The sequence below is a fragment of the Shewanella submarina genome (assembly GCF_042646185.1).
Classification (GTDB): Bacteria; Pseudomonadota; Gammaproteobacteria; order Enterobacterales; family Shewanellaceae; genus Shewanella; species Shewanella corallii.
Window position 1 is genome coordinate 742,083 of sequence record NZ_JBHRTD010000006.1, and the last position, 18,786, is coordinate 760,868.

Genomic DNA, 18,786 nt, shown 5'->3' on the forward strand with positions numbered 1-18,786 from the left:
GAATAGGTGTTTTGGACTCTGTAGACGCGTATCCGTTGTTGCGACTGGATAACTCGAACCAAGAGAACGGAGAAAAGCAAATGGCGATCTGGCACCAACAAAAGCGGAAAAGTTCGCGGTGCGCCTTGGTAAAAAGCACACTTTGCCTGGCCATACTGACGGCCATGGGCAATGTCCATGCTGAAGAAACCAAAGCCGATAACACCAAAGCCGTAGAAACCCAGAAAAAGAACGATAAAGATATAGAAGTGATTGAGGTGCGCGGTATTCGCGCCAGTATGGCCCAAAACCTCAATATCAAGAGAATGTCCAACGCTGTAGTAGATGCCATCACCGCTGAGGATATCGGTAAGTTTCCCGATAAGAACGTCGCTGACTCTTTGCAGCGTGTCCCCGGCGTGATTATCCAGCGTGATGGTGGCGAGGGTGCCACTGTCAGCATTCGTGGTCTTTCTTCTGACCTGACATTCACCCAGTTGAATGGCAATTTTATCGCCTCCAGCCCGGGTGACCCTTCCCGTTCATTTGACTACTCACTGCTTCCTTCCGCCATGATCTCAATGGTTGAGGTATTTAAGTCTCCTGAAGCGCGCCTCGATGAAGGCGGTGTGGGGGGAACTGTCATTCTGCACACCCGAACCCCATTTGCCATGGAGGCCAATTCAGGTCTGGTGAATGTTGAGTACACCTATGCGGATGTGACTGATAAATATGAGCCTCAGTTCGCCGGTGTATATTCCTGGAAGAATGAAGACGAAGATTTCGGTCTGCTGGTGGGGTACACCCGTCAACACAGAACCAACAGAACCCTGTCAGGCGGTACCAATGCCAATATCTGGCGTTGGAACGGTGATGATGCTAATCCACCTGTCGATGTGAATGGTAACCCGGTTGATAATAATAACGGCTGGGGCAAGATTACTGACGCCAGAGGCCAGCAGTATCAGGGGATCTGGTTCCCTCAGGTCGTGCGTACCGCCGTGGTTAAAGAGCAGCGTGAGCGGGATGGTATTCAGGTGACCGGTCAATGGCGTCCTGCCGATGACTGGGAAGTCACCGCCAACTACTTCCATTTTAATCTTGGTCAGGACAGAACACTGTCAGCCGTGGATATGCCTGAATGGCTGCTTTCTCCGGACTTTTTGACCGCTATTCATCTTGACCCAAGTGGCACTATAGCCACAGGGATGGACTTCAGTGCCGGCGCCGGCGGAGCGCCTGCAGATATGCAGTTTCCCTGGATACGGGGTACCTATGTGCGGGAAGAGTCCTCCTCAGATACCTTTGACTTCAAGATCAACTATGAAGGCGATGACTTTACTGCCCGTTTGATTGCCGGCCATACCTCGTCTGAAGGTGGCCCGGCAGAAAGCTGGGAGGCGGCGTATAAGAGCTCCAACTGGGGTGAAGAGCGGGACAGCATCTCCAATGCCGCCCAGTACGCTGGTTGGTCGCTGGGCTCCGATAGAGTTTCCATGTATATGGATCCCAACACTCTTAACAATCTGCTGGCAGGTGCCGGTGGTGGTCGCGACCCGGGTTCCTCCAACTCCAGCTTTGTGCGCAGTACACTGGAAGAGACCTATGTGCAGCTGGATACCGATTTCTATGTAGAGTGGGGGCTGATTGACAAGGTAAGCGTGGGTGCCAAGTACCGACACGCCAAACTGCACAGAGAAACAGGTAATAACTTCTTTATCTCTCCGGATTTGGATGTAGAGGCAAGATTGGCTGCGGGCGAAGAGATTACCCGGTTTGACAGCTATCAGTGGAACGGTGGCATGCCCTTGGCTATGGACATTCTTAACACATCCGGTGAAGGCAATATTGCCGGTGGTTTCGATATCAATCTGATGCCGACCATTGATTGGGAAAAGTACCGCTCACTGATCCTGCAAAACTATGTCCCCTACACCCGTATTGAAGATAACTTTGTCTATGACATTGAAGAAACCATCAGTGCCATGTATCTGCAGGGTGATTTCAGCTTCAGTGACTTCCGCGGTAACCTGGGTGTACGTGTAGTTCGCACCGAAACCCTGAGCTCATCTACCGACCTTTATACTTTCTTCCTGGATCACACAGATGATGCAACCGGAGAGCCGGTTACCGGCGACGATCGCTTTGTAGAGAACTATGACCTGATCTCCAGAGAAACCTCGGATACCCATGTATTGCCAAGTTTCAACCTGGCGTGGGATGCAACCGATAATCTGGTGGTTCGTACCGCAGTGGCCAAGGTGATATCCCGTCCCGGTTACAACGCCATGGGCAGTCAGGAGCGCATCTCCTGGGTATCTGAGGAGTGGGCTGATGACCGTAAAGAGTTTAATGTCCTTCCCGGGTTCCGTGGCAGTGGTGGTAACAAGGACTTGAAGCCATTTGAGTCATTGCAGGCTGACCTCTCAGTGGAATACTACTATGGGGAAGGCTCCGCTGTCGGTGCCGCGCTCTTCTACAAAAAAGTGGATAACTTTGTGGTGCCTTTGGTGATTGAATCCACCCGTTTTTATCAAGGTATGCCGGGCATTATCGAGCCGGGTGAGATCACCGTAAGCCCATACAGCACTACAGGTAATGGTACCGATGCCAAGTCTCAGGGCTGGGAGCTGTTTATGCAGCACTCATTCGAAAGTGGCTTTGGTCTCTATGCCAACTACACACGTAACGACACCAACCAGGCTGGTATCAGTGTTGACGGTCTGGAGGTCGGTGAGTCGCCTTTGGTTGGCAGTGCCGACTATCAATACAACCTTTCTGCTTACTACGAAAACGATGACTTCAGCATCCGCGGTTCCTACAACAAACGTGGGGAAGTGGTGCAGGGCATCAACAGTGGTTTGAACGTCTATCAGGACCCTTACGACCAGCTGGATGTGAACGCTTCTTACAGCATCACAGAAGCGCTGACTCTGACCGGCTCGGTGATCAATCTGACTGAATCTGAGCAAACTTCCCGGGTCGGTAACGACACAACGGCGAGATTGCTGAACACCAGTTATTCAGGTCGTCGCTTCTACGCGGGCATCAGTTACAAGTTCTGATTATTGCAATCCGGTGGTTGAAACGCTCAGCCACCGGGAAAGACACAGAAAGGATTTTATTATGAAAAGGCTGATTAAAACGCCAATTGCACTGGCAACAGTGATAACGGCCACAGGCTTGGTAGGTTGTGGCAGCGGTGATGACCCGGACCCACAGAATGTTCCTCAGATTGACAATACCAGTGTTGAGCTTGAGGGCAGCGTGATTAAAGGCACCATGGATAACGCTGTGTTAACTGTGCTTCCCCTCAATAAGTCCAAAGTGACCCTGACTGGCGGCGGCAGAACTGACGATAACGGCCAGGCTCTGGTGGCTTTGGTGTCAGAAGATGGGTTTGCCTTTAAAGGCATCCATAAGGTGGTGGCTACCGCGGATAAAGATACCGGCATGATGTGTGACGCCTCAGTATGTGGCAGCGCAGCTCTGGGCGAGATGACGCCGGGTGATGAGCTGGCTGGCGTCAGTTTGTCCTCTCTGGTATGGGTTGAAGCCACGCTTGGCAATCCAGCCGGTGGTGATGCCGAGGCGGAGTTTCAGGTTAATGCTCTCACTACTTTGGCGACAGCATTGATTGAAGATGCCATGGCTGCGGGTAAGAACATCTCAGGTAAGTCGACGTTTGAGCCCGCCCAGGAAGAGTTTTCCATTCTGGTGATGCGAATTCTGGGCCTGGATGTGAAAGCAAACCTGTTTGCTCTGCCTCTGGTCAGTGCTGAGTCTGCCGCCAATTTTGAGGGGGTGGATGAGCTGACCCGAAACCTGTCTTTGATTAACGGTATGTTCGCCGGGTTCGCCAAGGATTCCACCCTGGCGGATTCCTTTTCTCAATGGCAAAACCTGGCCAGTCTGGCTGCCAATGGTGATCAGGATGCGCTGGAAGATCTGCGTCAGCGTCTGCTTAATCGTCTGGCCCTGAGCTCTGTTCTCACTGAGCTTGAGTTGGCGCCTGAAGACATTGTTGATATTAAACTGCCTTTAGTCGTCGAGGAGAGTGCGACTGGCGCAGTGGTTGAGTACACCACTGCCGATAATGTTGCTGCTGCCACAATTACCTACCGTAAGGCGATCAGTGATGGCGAAAATGGCCTGAAAGCCTTTGATGGTGAGAGTGGAACCAAATGGCTGGACAACGAAAGCGTGCCATCTGAAGAGGAACCATCCTGGATTCAGATCGATTTTGCCGAAGCTTATCCGGTGAGCATAGTGTCACTGACCAGCGCCAATGATGCCCCGGAACGTGACCCTGAGAACTTCAATCTGGAAGCTTCCAACGATGGCGGCGAGACCTGGATTAGTCTGGGTGCCTGGGCTGGAGCCGCGTTCAATGAGCGCTTCGAAACCCAGGACTTCCGTCTTAATAACTCGCTGGCCTACTCAAGCTATCGCTTCAACATCACCAAAAATAAGGGTGACAGCAGTTTGATGCAGGTGGCCGAGATTGAACTGACAGGTCCAGTCCATGCCGATGTAGTACATCAGGTAGACGCTGCCAATGTCACTGTCAGAGCGGCCATCAGCGATGGCGAGTCCGGTCCTAAAGCGTTCGATGGCTCAGCAGATACCAAGTGGCTTGATAACGCAGGAGCCCCTTCAGATGAAGACCCTTCCTGGGCCCAGGTGACCTTTGCCGACGCAGTAACCGTGAGTGCGCTGGCGCTGACCAGTGCCAACGATGCCGACAGCCGTGATCCGGAAAACTTCAACCTGCAGGCCTCCAACGACGGAGAGTTCTGGGTCACTCTGGGTCAGTGGGCGGGTGAAGCCTTTGATTCACGCTTTCAGCGCAAGGTGTATCCCTTGACTGCCGGTGCGGCCTATAAGCAGTTCCGCTTCAATATCACCAAGAACAAGGGCAATGATGGCCTGATGCAGATTGCTGAAATTGAGCTGATAGGCCCCTCTCAGGCGTTTGCCAACCATGCTCTGGGCGGTAGCTTCGAGGCTCGCGGTGCCATCAGTGATGGTGAGTCTGCGCCCAAAGCCTTTGACGATAACCACGAGACCAAGTGGCTGGACAACACAGGGGTTCCTTCCGATGAAGAACCATCCTGGGTGACTGTGACTTTGGCAGAGCCAAAAGCGGTGGGCACCCTGGCCCTTATTAGTGCCAACGATGCGCAGGATCGTGACCCTGAAAACTTCAATCTGCAAGCCTCCAACGATGGCGAGCAGTGGGTGACTCTGGGGAGCTGGAACGGTGTGGTTTTCAACGACAGGTTTGAGTATCAGAGCTTTGGTATTTCCAACACTCTGGCGTTCTCTCAGTACCGCTTCAATATCAGTAAAGACAAAGGTGACAGCAGTCTGATGCAGGTGGCTGAAATTGCGCTTATCGGACCTGATTATGCCTCGATTGACCATACTAATGGTGGTGAGGGTATCGAGGTGGCTGTTCGCGCTCAGATAAGTGATGGTGAAAGTGGCCCCAAGGCGTTTGATGACGATGCATCAACCAAGTGGCTGGACAATGGCGGTGTGCCGTCAACTGAAGACCCTGCATGGGTCACAGTGAGCTTCGCCGATGCCAAAGCCGTTAACTCCCTGGCTATTACCAGCGCCAATGATGCACCTGAGCGTGATCCGGAGAACTTCAGGCTGCTTGGTTCAAACTCTGACGGTGATGACAAGAGCTGGACTCAGGTTGGTGCCTGGGTGGGTGAGGTCTTTGATGAGCGCTTCCAGCGCAGGGAGTTTACCTCTGCCAATGGCCGTGCGTTTAAGCATTATCGGGTGGAGATTACCAAGAACAAAGGTGATTCCAACCTGATGCAGCTTGCTGAAATTGAGCTGATAGGTCCCGAGCTTTAACCCGGAACGGATGGTCGCTTCGGCGACCATCTCACTTTCTGAACAGGAGAAAGCAATGAAAGGTGTCGCTTCGAAAGGCATTGCTGCTCAAGCTGACTGTGATAAGCAGGGTTTACTCTTTCTTGGTGTGGATGGCGGCGGCAGTCGATGCCGAACGCTGTTGAAGAACTTTGATGGTGAGGTGCTTGGCCAGGGGGAAGGCAAGTGCGCCAATCCTGTGATTGATTATGTTGCCACCATCTCATCCATTACTTCAGCTGCCAGACAGGCGCTGGCCAATGCCGGACTCGGATATTCACATATCAGTCGTCTGGTTGTTGGAGCAGGTTTGGCCGGTTTGCATCTACCCGCCGCGAGACAGCAGATGTCTCAGTGGCAACACCCATTTCACCGCCTCTATCTGGGTACAGATCTGGATGTCGCCAATTTGGGCGCTCACGATGGTGAAGATGGAGGCTTGATTATTCTGGGGACAGGTTTTGCTGCCATTGCCAGGCATCATGGCAAACAGATGTCATTGGGGGGATACGGTTTCCCCATTAATGCCACCGGTTCCGGCTCATGGCTGGGGTTGGAAGCGGTAAAAGCTGTGTTACTGGCGGTGGACGGTCTGGGGCCGGAAACCAGTTTAACTCAATGTCTGATGCCAGATGATGACCCATTAAAACTGGCAACTGAGTTTCAAAACTCTTCTCCTACGTCTTACGCCACTCTCGCCCCCCATGTGCTGACTGAAGCAGAGAAGGGGGATTATGTGGCGGGACAATTGATGCAGGACGCTGCTGAGTTTGTCAGCAAGGTGATCAGACGAATGCGCTTTATTGGCGTCAATCAAATTGTGCTCTCCGGCAGTATCAGCCGGTTTGTTATGCCTTATCTATCTGATTCCGACACAGGGGCACTGACCCTGGCCAGATACTCACCCCAGGAGGGAGCCATCATGATGGCAATGCGACATTTGTCTCTGGAGTCTGAATCATCCAACAGCAAGGCCGGGGGCAAAGTATGACAAGCAGAAGAGAGTTTATCTCCGGCGCCTTGGCTATGGGGGTAACAGGTATTCCGGAAAGTCTGGGCTCGACCTTAAACAGGAATACCAGACAGGCTCAGGTGACGCCCGTGGTGGTATCTACCTGGGACCATGGTTTGGCGGCGAATCAGGCGGCGTGGGAGCTACTGAACCAGGGTGGCTATAGTTTGGATGCCGTCGAAGCAGGGGTACGGGTGTCAGAAGCTGACCCCGGCGTCCGCACCGTGGGTTTGGGAGGCTATCCGGACGCCAGTGGAGAAGTGACACTGGATGCCTGCATCATGAATGAAAAAATGGATTGTGGCTCAGTGGCATTTTTGCAGGAGATTAAGCATCCCATCTCAGTTGCCAGAGCTGTGATGGAACGCACTCCCCATGTGATGCTGGTTGGGCAGGGGGCGCAGGACTTTGCCCTGACTCAGGGGTTCGCTAAAGAAAACCTGCTGACACCCCAGGCCTATAAAGACTGGCAAGTCTGGCGCGCTCAAGGGGAGCGACCCAAAGATATCAATATCGAAAATCATGACACCATTGGCATGTTGGCGCTGGATAAGGACGGCAGGCTCAGTGGTGCCTGCACCACAAGCGGGGCGGCCTACAAACTCCATGGCAGAGTGGGGGACTCGCCTATTATCGGTGCCGGTTTATATGTCGATGGTGCCGTTGGCGGTGCGGTGGCCACAGGCATGGGAGAGTTGATGATGAAAACCCTCGGCTGCTTTTTGGTGGTGGAGCTGATGAGGCAGGGGGCGACACCCATGCAGGCTTGTAAAGGCGCTGTGCTCAGGATTGCAGAAAAGTTGGGTGATTTTGCGGCATTTCAGGTGGGTTTTGTTGCCCTCGATTGCCTGGGAGAAAGCGCCTCTTATTGTATTCAACCCGGGTTCAGTTATGCCCGTCATGACAAGCAGGGAGCCATCCTCACCAAGTCAGAAGCCCTGCTGGGAGAAGCCCCATGACCCGCAGATTACCAACACTGGAGATCTGTTTATCTACAGATGATCTGGGCAGGCTTCCCCGTAATGTGATGGCGGCCCAGTATGGCGGCGCCAGGCGTATCGAGCTGTGTGGAGATATGGAACAGCATGGGCTGACTCCCTGTAAGCGGGCGGTTAAGACTGCCAGAGAGTTCTGGGGACCAACCCGGGGAGTGCTTGCCATGATTCGCCCCCGGGGGGGCGATTTTAACTACTCAGAGCATGAAGTCCGGCAGATGGGCAAGAGTATCAGGGAACTGGCCGATGCCGGGGCTGACGGTGTGGTATTTGGCGTGCTTGATAGTCGGGGACAGCCGGATATCAAGGCCAATGAATATCTGTTGGATATTGCTGAGCAGTTGCAGCTGTCAGTGACATTTCATCGGGCTTTTGATGCAGTACCAAGCCCGTTGGAGGCTGTTGAATGGCTTAGAACATCCACTGTGGACAGAGTTCTGAGCAGTGGCTGTCACTGGCCTGAGGCAGAGATGAACTCAGATGCCCGTTCACGATTGTCCTGGTTACTCGAACAACTGCAGGGACAGCTCGAGCTGGTGATTGGTGGTGGCGTAAATGCCAACAATATCAAATCTATTTTGGATGAAATGCAACCGCAGGGCTTGCCCTATTCAATTCACTGTCACTCCGGCGTACTGCGGGAGGGCAATACCGAATGCAGTCTGGTTTCACGTTTGAACCGGATCACCCTTATGACGGCGGCAGATACCTGTCTGCAAGAACAACAAAGAAAATAAAGTGAACTTAATGACAAGAATTATCAGAGATCGTGCTGAGCAGGGAACCTCTGTTAACAGAAGCATGATCCGGCGACAAACCCTATGTGGCGACTGGCTTTTTTCCCGGCAGGATGAAGTCGATTGGCTTCCTGCCCGGGTACCGGGTTGTAACTATACCGACTTAATGGCTGCCGGCGTTATCCCTGATCCCTTCTATCGGGACAATGAACAAAAAGTGCAGTGGGTTGCAGAGAAAAACTGGGTTTACCGCAAAGCTTTCATCCTCGACAAAGCGCTTTTCGACAAGCCGGCGATCCAGCTTGTTGCTGATGGTCTGGACACCTTTTGCGAGATCTTTGTTAATGGTCAGCCTTTAGGTAATACCAGGAACATGTTCCTTGGTTACCGCTTTGATTGCAAAGCCCTGTTGAGGCCCGGAGAGAACGAGATTGAACTTGTATTCCGTTCGCCACTGACAACAACCCGCCCTTTTGTGGAAGCCGCCGGTTTTGTATACCCGGCAGAGAATGACAAGTCGGACGACAAGCTCAGTGTTTATTGCCGTAAGGCCCCCTGTCAGTTCGGTTGGGACTGGGGCCCACGTTTGGTCAGCAGTGGCATCTGGCGGGATATCTACCTGGAAGGACATGAGTTGGGCCGAATTGCAGATGTGCAGTATGTACAACATGCACTGAATCCCAGACTCGCAGAGTTTGCGTTCAAGCTGGACACTGAACTGGCTGTTGATCTTCCCGGTGAAGACTGTCTGATGCTGCAATGCTGGGAAAACCCAGAACTGGACAGAGAGGTGAGCTTTACTGCCGGGGCCAGAGCCCAGATAGAGCTGGTGATGGAAGACCCTGAACTATGGTGGCCAAATGGCGCGGGCGACCCGTTTCTGTACCATTTTGAACTGCGCTGGTATCGCGGAAACAGGCTGGTGGACAGCCATGAAATTGCCATCGGACTGCGCACCATAGAGGTGATAAACCGTCCCGATGGGGATGGTGAAAGTTTCCTGTTCAGGGTCAATGGCCGGGATCTGTTTATGAAAGGGGCCAACTATATACCGGCTGATGCATTTCCCCACAGGGTTGGCAAACAGGAGTATCTTGCCAGCTTTGACGCTGCTCTTGATGCCAATATGAACATGCTGAGGGTATGGGGCGGCGGTATCTATCAGGACGATGAGTTTTATCGACTTGCCGATGAAAAGGGCATTCTGATCTGGCAGGACTTTATGTTCGCCTGCTCCCTTTACCCTGCGGATCGCGAGTTCCTGAGTAATGTTCGAGCCGAAGCTGAGTACAACATCAAACGCCTCCGCAACCATGCTTGTATCGCGCTTTGGTGTGGCAACAATGAAGTGGAAATGGCCATCGAACACTGGCAGTGGCCCGAAAAGTTTGACTATGGTCCTGAGTTGTATGAACGCCTTAAAGCTGATTATCTGAAGCTGTTTGACCAGTGTCTTCCCCGAGCCTTGCAGGAGCTGGACCCCGGCCGCTTCTACCTGCGCTCCTCGCCCATTGGTTATTGGGAGAATGAGGAGTTTGGCAAAGCCAACCATCATTATTGGGGCGTTTGGCATGGTGAGCAGGCCTTCAGTGAGTACCGCCGCTGTGTACCAAGATTTATGAGTGAATTTGGCTTTCAGTCATTCCCCATTCTGGATTCGGTCAGCCAATATACCCAGGCTGGCGATCATCAACTGGCATCGCCTGTGATGGTGAATCATCAGAAACACCCCAGAGGCAATCAACTGATCCTGTCTTATCTGGCCGAAGACTACCCTGAAGCCAGAGATTTCGAGTCTTTACTGTATCTGAGCCAGGTTCAGCAAGCTGAGGGCTTGCGTCAGGGCTTTGAGGCTCACCGAGGCAATACACCTTTCTGTATGGGTTCGCTCTATTGGCAGTTCAACGATACCTGGCCCGGTGCCTCCTGGTCTGGCATTGATTACTTTGGCCGGTATAAGGCGCTGCACTATCAGGCGAGGCGGAGTTTTGCCTCTGAGTTGGTGTTTGCGGAGCTGAGCGGAGACGAGATGAGCATCAAGGGGGTATCCGATGGCCGGGAGACCTTTTGGGGCAAGCTGTGCGTCAGCCTGATCAATTTTGATGGTGACCTGTTGTGGCAGCAATCAAGCCGCATCAGCCTGGCTGCGGGCAGGGCTCGTGAACTGATGACCTTGAATCCATGGCAGCTATGGCCGGAACTGCAACCCAGAAATAATCTGTTGGTAATGACGCTGGTCAATGACGAAGGGGAGATCAAAGCGGAGAACCAATTCTACTTTGTGAAGCCCAAACATCAGATGCTAAAGCCCGCAGATATTCAGGTGACGCCGATTCTCAGGTACGGGGAGTTAACCGTGAGGCTGGCCAGTGACACGTTAGCCAGACAGGTGTACCTGTCGTTACCCGGCCTGGTTGGTAACTTCTCCGATAACTTCTTCGACCTGCTGCCGGGCAGGAGTAAAGAGGTCAGCTTCAAGCTGGCGGGCGCAGACAGGGATGCCATGCTAGAAGAGGTGGAGAATCTTAGCTGCCGCACCTTGCAGACAAGTGTGATATGGCCGGAGGACAGGGAATGAACCTCAGTACACTGGATATGGTCATTATCTTTGGGTATCTGGCGGGAACCCTGGCTTTGGGTTTGTATATTTCCCGCCTGGCCAGCCGGGATATGAGTGCCTATTTTCTGGGGGGGAAAACCATTCCCTGGTGGGCGCTTGGGGTATCCAATGCCTCGGGGATGTTTGATATCACAGGCACCATGTGGCTGGTTTCCATGTGTTTTGTCTACGGCCTTAAAAGCGCCTGGCTACCCTGGATTTGGCCCATCTTCAACCAGGTGTTTCTGATGGTCTACCTGTCCATCTGGCTCAGACGTTCCAATGTGATGACAGGGGCACAGTGGCTTAACACCCGCTTTGGCAAGGGCCGGGATGCTGAGCTTTGTCAATTGGTGGTAGTGGTATTTGCCCTGGTCAGCTCCATAGGGTTTATCGCCTATGCATTCAAAGGTATTGGCAAATTTGCCGCAATCTTTTTCCCCTGGGATCTGGCGCCTGACACCTATGCGCTGATTATCTTTGCTGTAACCACCCTCTATGTGGTCAAAGGTGGCATGTACTCGGTGGTGTTCACCGAGATACTCCAGTTTGTGATTATGACCATAGCCGCCATAGCTGTTGGTGTGATTGCCATGAGTCTGGTGTCTCCTGAGCAGTTGGCTGCGGCGACTCCGGAAGGCTGGGCTGAGGTTGGTTTCGGCTGGCAGTTGGGGCTTGATTGGTCCGGAGTCATCGACAGTGTGAATGACAAAATAAGCAGTGATGGGCTGGAACTGTTCGGCATTATGGTGATGATGATGCTGTTTAAAGGTGTGTTGTCCAGCATGGCAGGCCCAGTTCCCAACTATGATATGCAGCGTATTCTTGCGGCAAAAACGCCGTCTGAAGCCGCCAAGATGAGTGGTCTGGTGTCTTTGGTGATGTTTTTCCCCAGATACATGATGGTCACAGGTTTGGCGGTACTGGCGCTGGTATATATGGGGCCGGAAATTCAGGCCGCGGGGGGAGAGTTCGACTTTGAACAGATCCTGCCCTACGCCATTAACCGCTTTGTTCCAGTGGGGCTAACAGGTTTGCTGATAGCCGGTCTGCTGGCGGCCTTTATGTCCACCTTCGCCGCTTCACTGAATGCTGCTCCCGTCTACTTTGTGAATGATATTTATCGCAAGTACTTCAACCCGGATGCGGCCCCTGAAAGGTATGTCGCCCTGAGCTATCTGGTCTCTTTTGTGCTGGTGCTTATAGGTATCGCCGTTGGCTTTATGCTGGACAGCATCAACGACATCATGCAGTGGATTTTCGCCGCACTGTTTGGCGGCTATGCAGCTGCCAACCTGCTCAAGTGGCACTGGTGGCGCTTTAATGCCTATGGCTATTTCTTCGGTATGCTTTCCGGGCTGATGGCATCACTGGCTTTACCCCTGTTACTGCCTGACACCCACCCTTTGATGGCGTTCCCCCTGTTGCTGCTTATCAGCCTCACTGGCTCTGTAGGAGCGGCATTACTGACCCCGGCTCAGGACGATGAGGTATTGAAAGCCTTTTACCTGCAGGTTCGCCCCTGGGGTTTCTGGGGCCCGGTCAGAGATAAGGTACTGACTGAAACTCCTGAGCTGGAGAAGCCTCCCATGGGCCGGGATATGGCCAACATACTGGTGGGGATCTTCTGGCAGCTGAGTCTGGTGCTTATCCCGATTTATCTGGTTGTGCGGGATTATCAGGGCGTGCTTTGGTCTGTCGCACTCTTGGTGGTTGGCAGCGTGTTTCTTAAGTTTTTCTGGTACGACAAATTACAGGACTGACGGATAATAAAATGACTACAAGGATATCCTTTTCCAAATACCTTACTTCTGCATGTATGCTTTTCAGTCTGACAGCCTGTGCCAATCTGGCTGAGCAGGAGCATGTGAATATCGACGGCCAGTATCCGTTGAGCTTGGTTGACCCCTTTATCGGCACTGGTGGCCATGGCCACACCTTTCCCGGGCCTTTTGTGCCCTTTGGCATGGTGCAGCTCAGTCCGGATAATCCCTCCAAAGGCTGGGACTGGACCTCGGGTTACCACTATTCAGACAATGTGCTGGTCGGCTTCAGTCACACTCATTTGTCAGGCACTGGTGTAGGCGACCTTCTGGATGTGCTGGTGATGCCGTTTCGTGGCGATTATCTTGAGCGGCAGCGGGATGACAAAGGCCGGATTTTCACACATTACAGTCATGATGATGAGCAGGCTTCTCCCGGTTACTATCAGCTGGGGCTGCCGGAAGAGGCGGTTAATGTTGAGCTGACGGCGTCAGAGCGTGCCGGGTTTCACCGTTACCAGTTCAGGGGTGATAAAGACGCCCAGCTGTTGGTGGATCTGGGCTATGCACAAAACTATGACAAGCCGGTTTCAACCCTGTTGAGAGTTGAAGATGACTACACTTTATCCGGCTATCGTCTGTCCACCGGCTGGGCCAAATATCAACCCATCTATTTCACCGCCAGATTCAGTCAGCCTTTTACGCACACTCTCTATACCCTGAATGAGCACAAACCTGAATCAGGCCCTGAGCCGGTGAAAGGTGATCAATTGCTCAGTAAAGAGGGCAAAATCGTACTGAACTTTGGTGATATCAGCGATAAGCCCCTGGAGGTTGCAGTTGGTATCTCTTATGTGAGTATTGATGGAGCTAAAGCCAACCTTATAGCTGAGAATCCGGGGAGTTTCGACCTGGCGCAGAGCCGGGCGGAGCAGAGCTGGCGCAAGCAGTTGGGTAAGTTCACTGTTGAAGATAACAACAGGGTTAACAAGACCAAGTTTTATACCGCGCTTTACCATGCTTTTACGGCGCCACAAATCTTCCATGATGTAGATGGCAGTTACTTCGGCGCAGATGGCAGCAGCCACGCAAATCCCGGCTATGGCAAGTATTCGCTGTTTTCATTGTGGGATACCTTCAGGGCTTTGCATCCTCTGTTGACCATAACCGATGCCGACAGAGTGGATGATATGGTCAAGTCTATGCTGGGCTTCTATCAGGAGACCGGGCTGCTGCCAACCTGGGATCTGATGTCCAATGAGACTGATGTGATGATTGGTTACCATGCAGTGCCTGTATTGGTGGATGCCTATCTGAAGGGGTTGACCACAGCAGACCCTGAACTGCTGTTCGAGGCCTGCAAGGCCTCAGCTATGCAGGATAGATTTGGTATAGATCTGTTCAGGCAGTATGGCTATATCCCCTCAGAGCTCGAAGTCGAGGCGGTGTCCAAGACGCTGGAATATGCCTATGACGACTGGGCCATCGCTCAGTTGGCCAAAGCTCTTGGTAAGCAACAGGAATATGATTACTTCAACCAACGCAGTCAGGCCTACCGTCAGATGTTTGATAAAAGTACCGGTTTTATGCGGGGCAAAACTGCTCAAGGCAACTGGGTCGAGCGTTTCAATCCCACCTATGTAGAGCACAGAAATACTGATTACACAGAAGCCAACGCCTGGCAGTACAGCTTCTTTGTTCCCCATGATGTTCCCGGCCTTATCTCTCTGTTTGGCTCTGAAGCCGCCTTTGTGGAAAAGCTGGATAAGTTGTTCACTGTCAGTTCTGAAATGCAGGGGGATGTGTCACCGGATATCTCGGGTCTGATTGGCCAGTATGCCCATGGCAATGAGCCTGTACACCATGTGACCTATCTGTATGCCTACACCCGGGATAAATGGAAAGGGGAGCAGCGTATCCGGGAAATTCGGGACACCATGTATCTGGCCGCGCCTGATGGTCTGGCGGGAAATGATGATCTGGGTCAGATGTCCGCCTGGTATGTATTCAGTGCATTGGGCTTTTACCCCCTGAACCCGGTTGGTGGCGTCTATGTATTGGGTACGCCTCAGTTTGAGCAGGTAAAACTCGCCCTGCCTGACAACAAGCACCTGAACATACGCCGCCTTGGTGCCGCCGATGGCTATGTCTCTCGAGTGCTGTTTAACGGTATTGAGCTTGAGGTGCCAGAGATTGACCATCGAGACCTGATGCGGGGAGGGGAGTTGGTGTTTGAAATGACGCCTACACACTAGATAGCAAAAAGCCCGGCTGCATGCCGGGCTTTTCTATGCTTTCAGCGCATCAGTGCAGTTTCAGATGCGGGTGAATGATGCGGCTGATGCCTTTGGCCAGCATCAGCAGGGTGCCACGCACCACACCGTGCAGTTCGATCAGGTGACGACGGTACAGTGAGGTGTAAACGAAGCGGGCAATCTTGCCTTCAACCAATACACCGCCACCAATAAAGGACATCAGGTTACCCACGGTATGGAAGCGGGACAGGTTCACCAGAGAACCCAGATCCTTGTACACATACTCATGACGCGGTGCCTGACCATCGATCATTAACATGATGTTGTCAGCTGTCATCAATGCCATCTGACGGGCGCTCTGACCACGTGGTGGAACAAAGCTGCCATCGGCCTGAGGACAGGCGGCACAGTCACCGATTGAGAAGATGCGCTCGTCCAGCGTGGTTTGCATATTCTGCTTAACCATCACCTGGTTGATGTTGTTGCTCTCCAGGCCACCGATATTTTTCAGGAAATCAGGTGCTTTTACGCCTGTTGACCAGATCACCATATCCGCAGGCAACTCAACACCTTCGGAGGTGGTCAGACTATTGCTGTCGACCTGGGTAATACGGGTATTGGTCATGACGTTAACACCCAGCTTTTCCAGCTCACGGGTGACAGACTCTGAAATGCCCGGCTTTTCTACCTTAGGCAGAATTCGGTCGTCGGCTTCAATCAGGGTCACTTCCAGCAGGCTGGTGTCGATCTTGTAGCCGAAACCGCGCAGCTGCTCAACGGCGTGATGCATCTCGGCAGACATCTCTACACCAGTGGCACCGGCGCCAACCACTGCAATCTTGATCTTGTCTTCCAGCTGTTCCTGGCTGGCGTAGCGCATAAACTTGTTCAGCAGACGCTTACGGATAGCCATGGCTTCTTCAGTGCTGTCCAGAAATTCGCAGTGCTCGCGAACGCCCGGGATACGGAAATCATTGGCAATGGAGCCAATAGCAATCACCAGGTAGTCATAGTCGATATGACGGGCTGGCAGCAGTTCTCGACCGGCATCGTCAAAAATAGGGGCCAGAATCACCTGACGCTGCTGACGATCGATATCTGTCATGGCACCTTGTTGAAAGTGGTAGCCGTGAGCCGCCGCATGACTGCGGTAGTTGAGGGCGTCAATACCCACATCCAGTGCGCCGGTGGCGACTTCGTGCAGCAGAGGTTTCCATACATGGCTGTCGGCACAGTCAACCAGAGTGACTTTTGCCTTGCCTTTGCGGCCCAGTTTATGGCCCAGTTTGGTAGCAATCTCCATACCGCCAGCGCCACCGCCGACGATAACCACATTGGGTTGCGTTTGCATAAATGCATGCTCCTTGAAGGAAAATAGAAATCGGATTCCGGGATGCTTTGTTATGGGAATTGTTGTTGCAGTGTCCGGGACAGTCTCATCTGAGCTGTGAATTGGGCGGAATCATATCAGTGTGGTAAAAATACGACAATTTGCATTTCAGAATATGTGTCTTTCATAAAAACACGTAATCATTAATAACCCGTTGATTTTAATTGTTATTTGAATTCCGTTTCTGGTGGTTTTGTCCGCTGGCTTTGATGGGTATTTCTTCAGTATGTGATCTATAACCATTTGTTAAGTGTTTTAATATCATTGGCTTAGGATATTTATGCTAAAGGGAGAGAAAATCAGCTGCAGCTGGCGGTCTTGCTGATTCGCCTGGACATTTACCGCTATTCTCTGGCGATTTCCCGGACCATAATAAAACAGCCCCGGGGAAGACCGCGGGGCTGATTTGCTAAATTCTATATGGCAGTTGATTGCGCTTTACTGACTGATCTTTTGTTGAAAGTCAGTCAACATATGTTGGAAAACTTCACCGACATCCACATCTTTGTGGTTCGGATCCTGGATTAGTTTGAAGGTTGCCAGCACATGGTTGTCACTATTGACTCTTTCGTGCAGCAGCGCGTAATAGATTGGCCTGTCGGCTTGCTTTTTGATTAGCAAGGCGCCCAAATCCAACGCCAGTTCGCCTCCCTGATTGTGCCAGCGATAGACTCTGTCCAGAGCGATTTCACTGGAATGGTTCATCTCAACATGGGTATGCCAATCAAAAGACTCCACATCTGATTGAGTCACAACCCTTACCGTGTAGTTGTACACCTGAGTGATAGCTGTCATCGCTCTACTCCCTGAATAGTGGTTTTTTTCATCATGGTGAGCTTTTGACTGAGGGTCAAGCCAAAGCCTGAGGAAGTGTGAGTTGAAACCGGACAAATAATTCGGAACTTTAGAATATTTGTATAAACATCAGCCAATTGAGTGGTTGGCTGGTTGATTAATTGTTACTCTGCATAGCGAAAAATAAAAGTTTATAAATTCCGTTTTTGCAGGAGGCAAATATGGTCCGGATTTTTTCTGGTCGAGTTGGTTTGGTGTGGGGAGCAGCATTACTGCTCTCTGCCTGTGGAGAAAATCAGGCGCCGGCACCGAGGGCGATGCCCAGTGTAGTGGTCGCCAAAGCTGAAATTCAACCGGTTCAGCCTCAGGCGGACTTTGTGGGACGGACCCAGGCATCAGAGGATGTCAGCATCAATTCCCAGGTGCAGGGGCAACTGCTTAAACGTCACTTTGTGGATGGGGATGATGTTGAGTCCGGCGCCTTACTGTTCGAAATCGATCCTCAAACCTTCGAAGCACAGGTGCAGCAGCAAAGAGCCATGCTGAGCCAGGCCGAAGCCTCCCGGGATGTGGCCATTATGAACTGGGAACGTGGCAAGAAGCTGCTGCCCGATGGCATGATCAGCGCTCAGGATATGGATGAGCTGACCAGTCGTAAGCTCACCACTGCAGCTGCGGTAGTGCAGGCGCAGGCAGCACTGGAGGCCGCTCAGGTGCAGCTTGGACACACCAAAATCTATGCACCTATCTCGGGCCGTATCAGTGACGCCAAGGTCAGTGTCGGTGACATTATCTCTCCCCAAACCCAGATGGCTAATCTGGTCCAGCTTTCCCCTATGTGGGTGACGTTCCAGGCTCCTGAGCGAGCCTTAATCACAGCCCAGCAAAAGTTCCGCGAGAATCAGATGGGTGACTTAACGCTGGAAGATTTGATTGTCCGTCTGGAGCTGCCCAATGGCACTACTTTCGATGAAACCGGCAGCATAGATTTCGTCTCGAACAGGGTAGACGCCGCCACGGGAACTTTGGGCCTGCGAGCCAAATTTGATAACCAGAGTAAGCTGTTGTTACCTGGCCTGTTTGTCACTCTGATGATTGAATCGCCGATGAAAGATGAAGCCCTGCTTGTTCCCCAAAGTGCGGTGCAGGAAGACCAACAGGGTCGCTTTGTGATGGTGCTGACTGCTGAGAATAAAGTACAGAAGCGTCTGGTGGAGCTGGGGGATCGATTTGGTATCAACTGGTTGGTGATTTCAGGTCTGGAGGAAGGTGAAATGATCGTGGTGGATGGATTGCAGAAGATCCGTCCCGGCATTGAGGTCAAGGCGGTAGAGCAGGACGTTAAACCCTTCTCTGACACCCAGTAGCA

At 52.3% G+C, this 18,786-nt stretch carries 11 protein-coding genes; 9 read left to right on the forward strand and 2 right to left on the reverse strand.

Features of this window, described 5'->3' with window-relative positions:
* Positions 1–80 precede the first annotated feature (80 nt).
* The 8 genes from ACFOE0_RS06295 (at position 81) to ACFOE0_RS06330 (ending at position 15,232) form a co-directional block, all read left to right on the forward strand.
* Positions 81–3,044 carry a TonB-dependent receptor gene (locus ACFOE0_RS06295; protein WP_248934982.1) on the forward strand — a complete coding sequence of 988 codons (2,964 nt, stop codon included), beginning with the start codon at positions 81–83 and terminating at the stop codon, positions 3,042–3,044.
* A 61-nt stretch (positions 3,045–3,105) separates the two neighbouring features.
* Entirely contained in the window at positions 3,106–5,853 is a 2,748-nt protein-coding gene (locus tag ACFOE0_RS06300) for a discoidin domain-containing protein (protein WP_248934981.1), read from the forward strand.
* A 55-nt stretch (positions 5,854–5,908) separates the two neighbouring features.
* Positions 5,909–6,862, forward strand: coding sequence for a BadF/BadG/BcrA/BcrD ATPase family protein (locus ACFOE0_RS06305; RefSeq protein ID WP_248934980.1), 954 nt, complete (start codon positions 5,909–5,911; stop codon positions 6,860–6,862).
* Positions 6,859–7,842, forward strand: a complete 984-nt coding sequence (locus tag ACFOE0_RS06310; protein ID WP_248934979.1) for a N(4)-(beta-N-acetylglucosaminyl)-L-asparaginase — start codon at positions 6,859–6,861, stop codon at positions 7,840–7,842. Before ACFOE0_RS06305 ends, ACFOE0_RS06310 begins: the two co-directional genes overlap by 4 nt.
* The gene (locus ACFOE0_RS06315; RefSeq protein ID WP_248934978.1) at positions 7,839–8,615 is read left to right on the forward strand and encodes a copper homeostasis protein CutC; all 777 of its coding nucleotides are present in this window, start codon (positions 7,839–7,841) and stop codon (positions 8,613–8,615) included. Before ACFOE0_RS06310 ends, ACFOE0_RS06315 begins: the two co-directional genes overlap by 4 nt.
* A 10-nt stretch (positions 8,616–8,625) precedes the next feature.
* Positions 8,626–11,193, forward strand: coding sequence for a beta-mannosidase (locus ACFOE0_RS06320; protein ID WP_248934977.1), 2,568 nt, complete (start codon positions 8,626–8,628; stop codon positions 11,191–11,193).
* A complete protein-coding gene (locus ACFOE0_RS06325; protein ID WP_248934976.1) occupies positions 11,190–12,977 on the forward strand; it encodes a sodium:solute symporter family protein in 1,788 nt (595 codons plus the stop codon). Before ACFOE0_RS06320 ends, ACFOE0_RS06325 begins: the two co-directional genes overlap by 4 nt.
* A gap of 11 nt (positions 12,978–12,988) precedes the next feature.
* Positions 12,989–15,232 carry a GH92 family glycosyl hydrolase gene (locus ACFOE0_RS06330; protein ID WP_248934975.1) on the forward strand — a complete coding sequence of 748 codons (2,244 nt, stop codon included), beginning with the start codon at positions 12,989–12,991 and terminating at the stop codon, positions 15,230–15,232.
* 49 nt (positions 15,233–15,281) lie between these two features.
* On the opposite strand, the gene ACFOE0_RS06335 is transcribed toward ACFOE0_RS06330, so the two are convergent.
* Entirely contained in the window at positions 15,282–16,583 is a 1,302-nt protein-coding gene (locus tag ACFOE0_RS06335; RefSeq protein WP_115135687.1) for an NAD(P)/FAD-dependent oxidoreductase, read from the reverse strand.
* Positions 16,584–17,060: 477 nt separating this feature from the next.
* A complete protein-coding gene (locus ACFOE0_RS06340; protein ID WP_115135686.1) occupies positions 17,061–17,417 on the reverse strand; it encodes a cytoplasmic protein in 357 nt (118 codons plus the stop codon).
* A 221-nt stretch (positions 17,418–17,638) separates the two neighbouring features.
* Here ACFOE0_RS06340 and ACFOE0_RS06345 point away from each other — a divergent pair, with 221 nt between their 5' ends.
* The gene (locus ACFOE0_RS06345) at positions 17,639–18,784 is read left to right on the forward strand and encodes an efflux RND transporter periplasmic adaptor subunit (RefSeq protein ID WP_248934974.1); all 1,146 of its coding nucleotides are present in this window, start codon (positions 17,639–17,641) and stop codon (positions 18,782–18,784) included.
* The last annotated feature ends 2 nt before the right edge of the window (positions 18,785–18,786 follow it).

Coding starts and splice junctions, on each gene's coding strand:
- ACFOE0_RS06295 (WP_248934982.1), top strand. CDS start 81: ATGGCGATCTGGCACCAACAAAAGCGGAAAAGTTCGCGGTGCGCCTTG.
- ACFOE0_RS06300 (WP_248934981.1), top strand. CDS start 3,106: ATGAAAAGGCTGATTAAAACGCCAATTGCACTGGCAACAGTGATAACG.
- ACFOE0_RS06305 (WP_248934980.1), top strand. CDS start 5,909: ATGAAAGGTGTCGCTTCGAAAGGCATTGCTGCTCAAGCTGACTGTGAT.
- ACFOE0_RS06310 (WP_248934979.1), top strand. CDS start 6,859: ATGACAAGCAGAAGAGAGTTTATCTCCGGCGCCTTGGCTATGGGGGTA.
- ACFOE0_RS06315 (WP_248934978.1), top strand. CDS start 7,839: ATGACCCGCAGATTACCAACACTGGAGATCTGTTTATCTACAGATGAT.
- ACFOE0_RS06320 (WP_248934977.1), top strand. CDS start 8,626: ATGACAAGAATTATCAGAGATCGTGCTGAGCAGGGAACCTCTGTTAAC.
- ACFOE0_RS06325 (WP_248934976.1), top strand. CDS start 11,190: ATGAACCTCAGTACACTGGATATGGTCATTATCTTTGGGTATCTGGCG.
- ACFOE0_RS06330 (WP_248934975.1), top strand. CDS start 12,989: ATGACTACAAGGATATCCTTTTCCAAATACCTTACTTCTGCATGTATG.
- ACFOE0_RS06335 (WP_115135687.1), bottom strand. CDS start 16,583: ATGCAAACGCAACCCAATGTGGTTATCGTCGGCGGTGGCGCTGGCGGT.
- ACFOE0_RS06340 (WP_115135686.1), bottom strand. CDS start 17,417: ATGACAGCTATCACTCAGGTGTACAACTACACGGTAAGGGTTGTGACT.
- ACFOE0_RS06345 (WP_248934974.1), top strand. CDS start 17,639: ATGGTCCGGATTTTTTCTGGTCGAGTTGGTTTGGTGTGGGGAGCAGCA.